Origin of the sequence: Streptomyces sp. CNQ085 (assembly GCF_022614595.1) — a bacterium.
GTDB lineage: Bacteria > Actinomycetota > Actinomycetes > Streptomycetales > Streptomycetaceae > Streptomyces.
In genome coordinates this window covers 21,159-28,663 of the sequence record NZ_JAJFAU010000049.1, presented here as the reverse complement: position 1 = coordinate 28,663, position 7,505 = coordinate 21,159, and the positions used below count along the sequence as shown (strand labels likewise).

The 7,505-nt window shown below is 75.6% G+C and carries 6 protein-coding genes and 1 pseudogene; 1 reads left to right on the top strand and 6 read right to left on the bottom strand.

All coding sequences use genetic code 11. The features are described from left to right. Positions 1 to 50: 50 nt before the first annotated feature. From LJ221_RS11285 to rsgA, 4 genes and pseudogenes are all read right to left on the bottom strand, one after another. Complete coding sequence (locus LJ221_RS11285; protein WP_241715900.1) at positions 51 to 533, bottom strand: methylated-DNA--[protein]-cysteine S-methyltransferase; 483 nt, start codon at positions 531 to 533, stop codon at positions 51 to 53. After that, entirely contained in the window at positions 530 to 2,032 is a 1,503-nt protein-coding gene (locus LJ221_RS11280) for an AlkA N-terminal domain-containing protein (RefSeq protein ID WP_247719914.1), read from the bottom strand. Before LJ221_RS11280 ends, LJ221_RS11285 begins: the two co-directional genes overlap by 4 nt. Positions 2,033 to 2,522: 490 nt before the next feature. Then, positions 2,523 to 2,924 (bottom strand): annotated as a pseudogene (locus LJ221_RS11270) (hypothetical protein); the annotation flags it as partial. Between the two features lie 30 nt (positions 2,925 to 2,954). Beyond that, the gene (gene rsgA, locus LJ221_RS11265) at positions 2,955 to 4,079 is read right to left on the bottom strand and encodes a ribosome small subunit-dependent GTPase A (protein WP_241715896.1); all 1,125 of its coding nucleotides are present in this window, start codon (positions 4,077 to 4,079) and stop codon (positions 2,955 to 2,957) included. A 409-nt stretch (positions 4,080 to 4,488) separates the two neighbouring features. On the opposite strand from rsgA, the gene LJ221_RS11260 reads away from it, so the two are divergent. After that, positions 4,489 to 4,938 (top strand): SPW repeat protein, encoded by a 450-nt coding sequence (locus LJ221_RS11260; protein WP_241715894.1) that lies wholly within the window; start codon positions 4,489 to 4,491, stop codon positions 4,936 to 4,938. Here LJ221_RS11260 and LJ221_RS11255 read toward each other — a convergent pair. Both LJ221_RS11255 and LJ221_RS11250 read right to left on the bottom strand, forming a co-directional pair. Then, positions 4,847 to 6,100, bottom strand: coding sequence for a YihY/virulence factor BrkB family protein (locus tag LJ221_RS11255; protein WP_241715892.1), 1,254 nt, complete (start codon positions 6,098 to 6,100; stop codon positions 4,847 to 4,849). The genes LJ221_RS11260 and LJ221_RS11255 overlap by 92 nt on opposite strands. Before the next feature lie 313 nt (positions 6,101 to 6,413). Beyond that, positions 6,414 to 7,451 (bottom strand): carbohydrate kinase, encoded by a 1,038-nt coding sequence (locus LJ221_RS11250; RefSeq protein WP_241715890.1) that lies wholly within the window; start codon positions 7,449 to 7,451, stop codon positions 6,414 to 6,416. Positions 7,452 to 7,505: the final 54 nt, after the last annotated feature.

Below are 7,505 nucleotides of genomic sequence, written 5' to 3'. Positions count from 1 at the left end.
CCGCGGCCGGTGTCCACCGGCCGCGGCGTGGCGGCCGGTTCACCGTGCCCTCACAGCGCCCCTTCGAGGGTGAGCAGCAGCTTCTTGCGCTCCAGCCCGCCCGCGTACCCCGTCAGCGATCCGCTCGCGCCGATGACGCGGTGGCAGGGGCGCACCACCATCAGCGGGTTGGCTCCGACCGCTCCCCCGACGGCCCGCACCGAGCGCGGCTCCAGACCCGCCATGGCAGCCAGTTCGCCGTAGGTGACGGTGGCGCCGTACGGGATGCCGTCCAGCGCGGCCCAGACCCGCTCGCGGAACTGCGACCCCCCGGTGGCCGGGGTGAAGTCGAACTCCTTCAGCTCACCGGCGAAGTAGGCGCCGAACTGCCGCACCATGTCGGCGAAGGCCGCGTCGTCGCGCCGCCAGCCGGGCAGCACCAGGGCACCGCCCTTCTGTCCGGGCACGCTGACCGATGCCGGTACGCCGGGCTCGGGTCCGGCGATCAGCAGTTCACCCAGCGGGCTGGGGCAGGTGGTGTAGAGGGTGGTCATCGCTTCTCCGCGGTCTCGGTCGGGGGCAGGGACGGGGCGAGGGTGGCGTTCCACAGGTGGTGCAGGGCGTAGGAGCGCCAGGGCCGCCAGCGTTCGGCGTCCCGCGCGCGGGCCCCGATCCGCTCCAGCCCGTGCCGCACTCCCGCGTCGCCGGTCAGGAGGACGTCGGGGTCGCCCAGTGCGCGCATCCGGACGTAGCCGGCCGTCCACGGGCCGATGCCGGGCAGGGCGAGCAGGATCCGCTCGGCCTCGTCCCGGTCGGCGCCGGGGTCGAGGACGAGGGCGCCGTCGGCGAGGGCGGCGGCGACGGCACGCACCGCCCGGCGGCGGGAGCCGGGCATGCGCAGTTCGTCCAGGGGCGCCCCGGCGAGGGTCCCGGGGTCGGGGAAGAGGTGGGTGAGGCTGCCGTCGGGGGCCGGCATCGGCTTGCCGTACGCCGCCACGAGCGCGCCCGTCAGCGTACGGGCCGCGCCCACGGTGACCTGCTGGCCCAGAACGGCGCGCACCGCCGCCTCGTGCGGGTCGGACGCGCCCGGCGAGCGCAGCCCCGGCAGCCCCCGGACCAGGGGGCCGAGCAGCGGGTCGCGGCCCAGGCGGTCGGCGACGGCGTACGGATCGGCGTCCAGGTCGAACAGCCGCCGCATCCGCTGCACGGCGGTGGTCAGGTCCCGCAGGTCGGTCAGGTGCAGCCGGCACCGCAGCCAGCCGCCGCACCCGCCGCCGGCCCTCTCGCGGACCTCGGCGACGCCGTGGCCGTGGGGCAGGGCGAGGGTGCGCCGGTAGGTGCGTGCGCCGGCCTCCCCGGTGACCTCCTCGACGCCGGGGACGGCCCGCCGCTGGAGGAAGCCGAAGATCTCCGCGGCGGCGTACGGGCCCCGGTGGGCCAGCCGCAGCGCCACTCCCCCGCCCTCGGCCGCCTCCCGGGCCCGGACGGCGGCCCTGTCGCGGCTGCGGGCTCGCAGCTCGCGCGGGGTGCAGGCGTGGGCCTCGCGGATCGTGTCGTTGAACTGCCGCACGCTGGCGAAACCGGAGGCGAAGGCGATCTCGGTGACCGGCAGCGCGGTGGTCTGCAGCAGCACCCTGGCGGTGTGCGTCCGCTGGGCGCGGGCCAGGGCGACGGGACCGGCGCCGAGATCGGCGGTGAGCCGGCGGTGTATCTGGCGGGCGCTGTAGCCCAGCCGGCGGGCGAGCCCTTCGACGCCCTCGCGGTCCACGACGCCGTCGGCGATCATCCGCATCGCGCGGCCGGTGAGGTCGGCCCGCGCGTTCCACTCGGCCGACCCCGGCACGGCGTCGGGCCGGCAGCGGCGGCACGCCCGCAGGCCCGCCCGCTGAGCGGCGGCGGCCGAGGGGAAGAAGCGCACGTTCCCCCGCCTTGGGGTGACCGCCGGACAGCTGGGGCGGCAGTAGATGCCGGTGGTCAGCACACCGGTGAAGAAGACTCCGTCGAACCGCTCGTCGCGGCCGCGGACCGCCTCGTACCTGGCCTCGTCGTCCATCACGCGATCCAGTGTGCGCCGCGCGGCCGTCCGCCACTGGCGGATATCGGACGCGGTGGTGCCGGTCCGGGCCGGGCATGCGCGGAACCGGCGGCAAGGAAAGTCCCGCAAAGAACCGCTCGCAAAGGAATCCCCGCAAGCTTCAGGGGCGCCGCATGGCCGACCCCCAGCACACCGTCCACACCCTCGGCCCGCGCTCACCGCGCGCCCTGACCCACCCCCTGCGCATCCGCATCCTCGGCGCGCCGCGCGGGTACGGCCCCGCGACGGCCTCACGTCCGGCCGGCCGGCCGAGTCCAGCGGGGCGACCGGCTATCACCTGCGGCGACTGGCCGCGCACGGGTTCGTCGAGGAGGAGACCGCGCGCGGCACCGCCCGGGAGCGCCGGCGGCGGGCCGCACACCGGTGCGCCGCCGGGTCGGCTGGTTCCTGGTCGAGGCGGGGCTGCGCCTGGCGCCGCCGGGCCGGGGCGCGCCGGCGGCCGCCGGCGTCACGGGAGTCGCTGGAGCAGCCCCCAGGTGAACTCCGCGATCACCTCGTGCCGCTTTCCCGCCCGGTCCGGGGCGGTGAAGGCCAGTCGCCACCGGGTGGGCGCCGAGCCTTCCATCGGGCGGGCGGGCGCGAAGGCGCGGGCGACCTCGTCCACCGTGCACGTCCACGGCAGCAGGTCCTCCACCGTGCGCAGCCCGGGGCCGGGTCTTCCCGGAGCGCGCACCAGCCATTCGTTCCACACCGCGCCGCCCGGCGCGATCAGTACCTTCAGGCGCAGATCCGGCCAGAGCGGCACCGGCCAGCGCAGCGCCCGGAAGTCCAGGTCGCCCACCCGGCGCGGCTCGTCCGTCTCCGGCTCGCCGAGCACCGAGCGGTACCGGGCCGCGGCGCCCCGTGCCCGCCCGTGCGGGTCGGCTCGGGCCGGAGCAGGTCAGCGCGGGCCGCGTTTGCGCTCCGCCATGTGGCGGCCCAACGCCTGCTTCCGCTTCCAGTCGCGCCGCAGCTCCGCCCGCAGCCGGGCATCGCTGCGGGCCGCGAGGTACTGGTTCTCGCGCAGCAGCTTGCGGTAACTGTCCAGCCTGCGCGACGGCAGAGTGCCGGCGTCGACCGCGGCGAGGACGGCGCAGCCCGGCTCGGTGGTGTGCGCGCAGTCGTGGAAGCGGCAGGCGCGCGCCAGCTCCCCGATGTCCGCGAAGACCCGGTCGACCCCCTCCTCGGCGTCCCACAGCCCGACGCCGCGCAGTCCCGGGGTGTCGATGACGACTCCGCCCCCGGGCAGCGCGAACAGTTCGCGGGTGGTCGTGGTGTGCCGGCCCTTGCCGTCGCTCGCGCGGATCTCGCGCACCTCCAGCACATCCTGCCCGACCATCGCGTTCACCAAGGTGGACTTGCCCGCCCCGGACTGTCCGAGCACGACGGCGGTGCCGCCGCCGAGCACGGCGGCGAGTACGTCCAGGCCCTCACCGGTGACCGCGCTGACGGGCAGCACCCTCACGCCGGGCGCTGCGGCCCCGGCGTCGGCGGCTGCGTGGGCGGCGTCCGGGGCCAGGTCGGTCTTGGTGAGGGCCACCAGCGGCTGGGCCCCGCTCTCCCAGGCCAGCGCGAGGAAGCGCTCCAGTCTTCCGGGGTCGAGCGGGACGGCCAGCGAGACGGCGACGACGGCATGGTCGACGTTGGCGGCCAGCACCTGTCCCTCGGAGCGCTTGGAGGAGGTGGAGCGCACGAAGGCGGTACGCCGGGGCAGCAGGGCACGGACCGTCCACGGCGTCCGGCGCCCGCCGGGTTCGAGGGCGGCCCAGTCGCCGGTGCAGACGGTGAGCAGCGGGTCCGGGGAGGTGACGGCCGTGGTGTCGGCCCGTACGGGACCGTCGGCGGTGACGGTGTCGCACCGCCCGCGGTCCACGCGGACCACACGGGCGGGGGTCAGACCCTGGCGCCCGTAGGGGGCGAAGGCCTCGGCGGTGGGCTCGTCCCAGCCGTATCGGGCGAGCGGGTGCGCGGAGTGGTCGGAGTGGTCGGGGTGTTCCGGGTGTGCGGGTACGTCGAGAGGACTCAACGCGGAGGCCCTTTCGGGAAGGGCGGCCCCGAGCGGCGGCCCGTGAGCGGGCCGGGTGAGGTCAGCCGGAGGCCGCGGAGGTGGAACGGACTGACTCGTTGCCGCGGGCTGCTCCCGCGGCGGCGCTGTCGGCGGCCATGGACCCCACCTCCTGTTTCCGGATCGTCGACGGCTTTCCGGGGCCGTGTCGCCCGGGCCCCTCCGGGCCTTCCGGGCCTTCCGGGCCCTCGCGCCGCCGACCCTAGGACGACGGGCGGCTCCCGCGCTACCGGTTTTCCCGGCCGTCCTCACCCGTCCGGGGGAACCTTACGGGCCATGGGGAGAAAAGCGCCCCACAGGGAGACATACGCGACCATGTGGTGGAAAATTGGAGCATAAGGGTGAAAATGTCCTAGAGGAGGTGGCTCAGATGGCCACACCGACGTCACGCATCGAGGAACACCCTGACCTCGTCGGGATGCGTGCACGCTACGCGGAGGCCTCGGCGTCGCCGACGGCGCAGGGGATGGAGGCGCTGACCGTGCTGGGCGGCGTCTTCCTGCTGGCCTCGCCATGGATCGTGGGATTCAGCCAGCTCAATGCGCTGACCATCAACAACTTCATCACCGGCATCGCGCTCGCCGTGATCGGGCTGACCCTCGCGGTCGCCTTCGAGCGGGCGTACGGCCTGAGCATGTCCGTGTGTGTACTCGGCGCCTGGACGGTCATCTCCCCCTGGCTGGTGACCGGCGACGTGTCCACCACCAGGACGGTCCTCACCAACGTGATCACCGGAGGAGTCGTCCTCCTCCTCGGCGTGGCACTCCTGGCCGTCGGCAGGAAGGGAGGCAAGCAGAGCGGCGGACGCGGGAAGGGGTGATCCGGCCCGGCGCCGCCGGCGCGCGCCGGGACCACTGACGGCGGGAGCGCAGCCGGGAGCGTATGTCGGAGGGCGGCAGGAACTTCGTCCAGCGCTCGGGGAACTCCGCGGGCGGCTCGGGGGCCCCGCCTTCGTCCCCGTCTCCGCTCTCCGCCCCGCGCATCGCGCGCCGCGCCGCGGCCGCGGCGACGACCTCGGCGGCGGCCTGTTCGCGGGCCCGTTCGCTGGCGCGGCGGGCGGCGGCGGTGGTCACCGAGGGCCACACGTGGTCGATGGCGGCGTTGACGGCCGCGCCGACCAGAACCGCGAAGGCCGAGACGCCGATCCACAGCAGTACGGCCACGGGCGCGGCCAGCGAACCGTACAGCGTCGGCCCGTCCACCGTGCGCGTGAGGTACAGGCGCAGCAGGAGGCTGCCGGCGATCCACATCAGCAGGGCGACCAGCGCGCCGGGGACGTCCTCCACCCAGGGCGAGCGGACCGGTACCGAGACGTGGTAGAGCGTGGTGAGGAAGGCGACGGAGACGACCACCACCACCGGCCAGTAGAAGATCTCGACCAGCGGCTCCAGCTGCGGCACCCAGCCGACCACCGCGTCCGGCCCGACGATCAGCAGCGGCAGGGCGACCGCGCCCAGCGGCAGCGCGACCAGGTACAGCCCGAAGGCCAGCAGCCGGGTGGCGACGATGCCGCGGTGGCCGTCGAGGCCGTACATGACGGTGATGGTGTCTATGAAGACGTTCATCGTGCGCGAACCGGACCACAGCGCCAGCGCGAAGCCGACGGAGATCACGTCGGGCCGTCCACCCTCGATCACGTCGTCGATCAGCGGCTCGGCGATCTGGCTGACGCCCCGGTCGGACAGGACGGTGCCGGAGGCGTTCAGGATGTTGGCGCGGACGCTGTCGATGGTGTCGGTGCCGATCCAGGCGTCGAGATAACCGAGCAGACCGATCAGGCCCAGCAGCAGCGGCGGCAGCGACAGCAGGGTGAAGAAGGCCGCCTCGGCGGCCAGCCCCAGGATCCGGTACTCCATGGCGGAGTTGACGGTGTCCTTCAGCAGCAGCCACGCGAGCTTCCGCTTGGGGACGTTGCGGTACAGGGCGCGCGCCCTGCGCAGCGGGTTCCAGGGCTGCTTCGGGGAGGAGGGGGCCGGTTGCACCCCCCTAACGTATCCGGCCCGGTGATCGCGGCCCGCACCGTGACCCACGGGGTGGCCCGGGGGTGGCCTGCCGGTTTCCCCGTGGGCCACGCGGTTCGCGCACCGGTTCGCGCACCGGTACGGGTGCGCGCCGGCCACCGGGCTCACACCTCGTACAGGCCGCGGGAGGCGAAGATCCCCCGGGCGCCGGCCACCTGCTCCGGGGCGGGCACGGGGGCACCGACCGGGGGAAGAGGTCCTCCCTGCGGCCTCCCACTCGGCGGCGCCCGCGATACCGCCGGGCCGAGGGTCCCGGTACCGGCCGGTGGGGCGCTCACCTTCGCGTGTGACGGCCCGTCCGGTACGCCCGGGGCGGGCCGGCGCCCCGCACCGCGCAGGTGGCGGCGGCGACGGCCGCGCCGGTGGCCAGGGCCTGCTCCAGTACGTCCGCGGTCAGCCCGTCCAGCCGTCCTCCGAGGGCTCCGGCGGTGTGGAGACGGTGCAGGAGGCCGCCCGTGAAGGCGTCGCCCGCGCCGACGGTGTCCACCACCGCGCAGGGCTCGGCCGGCACCCTCAGCCATACGCGCCCCGTGCCGCCCGCGCCCTCCAGCGAGGCGTACGCGCCCTCCGCCCCGAGCGTGACGACGACCAGGGACGCGCCGTGGCCGTGGAGGATCCCGGCGGCCTCCTCCACGCCGGTGCCGGGCAGGAGGTGGCCGAGGTCGTCGTCGGACAGCCGCAGGATGTCGGCCGCGGCGCACCAGCGCGGCAGCCGGTCGCGGTAGACGGCCGGTTCCACCAGCAGCGGCCGGACGTTGGGGTCGACGGAGACGGTGGCCCGCCCACGCACCCTCTCCAGCAGCCGCTCCACCGCCTCCCCGCCCGGCGGCCGCACCAGCGCCAGCGACCCGGTGTGCAGGCAGGCCGCGGGGCCGGCCGCGGCCCGCTCCAGCTCGCCGTCCGTCCACTGCCAGTCGGCGGTGCCCTCGGTGTGGAAGGAGTACTCGGCGCGACCGTCGGCGTCGAGGTCGGCGACGGCCAGGGTGCTGGGTTCGGCCGCCTCGACCACCGCGCCGAGGTCCGCGCCGGAGTCGGCCAGGTGCTCGCGGAAGAGCCGGCCGAAGACGTCCCCCGACAGTCTGCCCAGGAAGCGGGTGGGGGTGCCGAGCCGGGCGAGGGCCACGGCGGTGTTGGCGGGGCCGCCCCCCGGCAGGACCTCCAGCCCGATCGAGGGGGCGGAGGGCCGCTCCCCGCCGCCGGGCGGGGGCACGGTGAAGGCGTCGGCGACGCACTCGCCGAGCACCACGACGGGCGGGGCGGCGACGGGTGCGGTGGGTTCGGGTGCGCCGGGGCGGCTGCTGGTCGCGGTCATGGACGGCATTCTGGTACGGCGTCGGCGGCCGGGAGGCGGCCGGCGGGGCCGCCT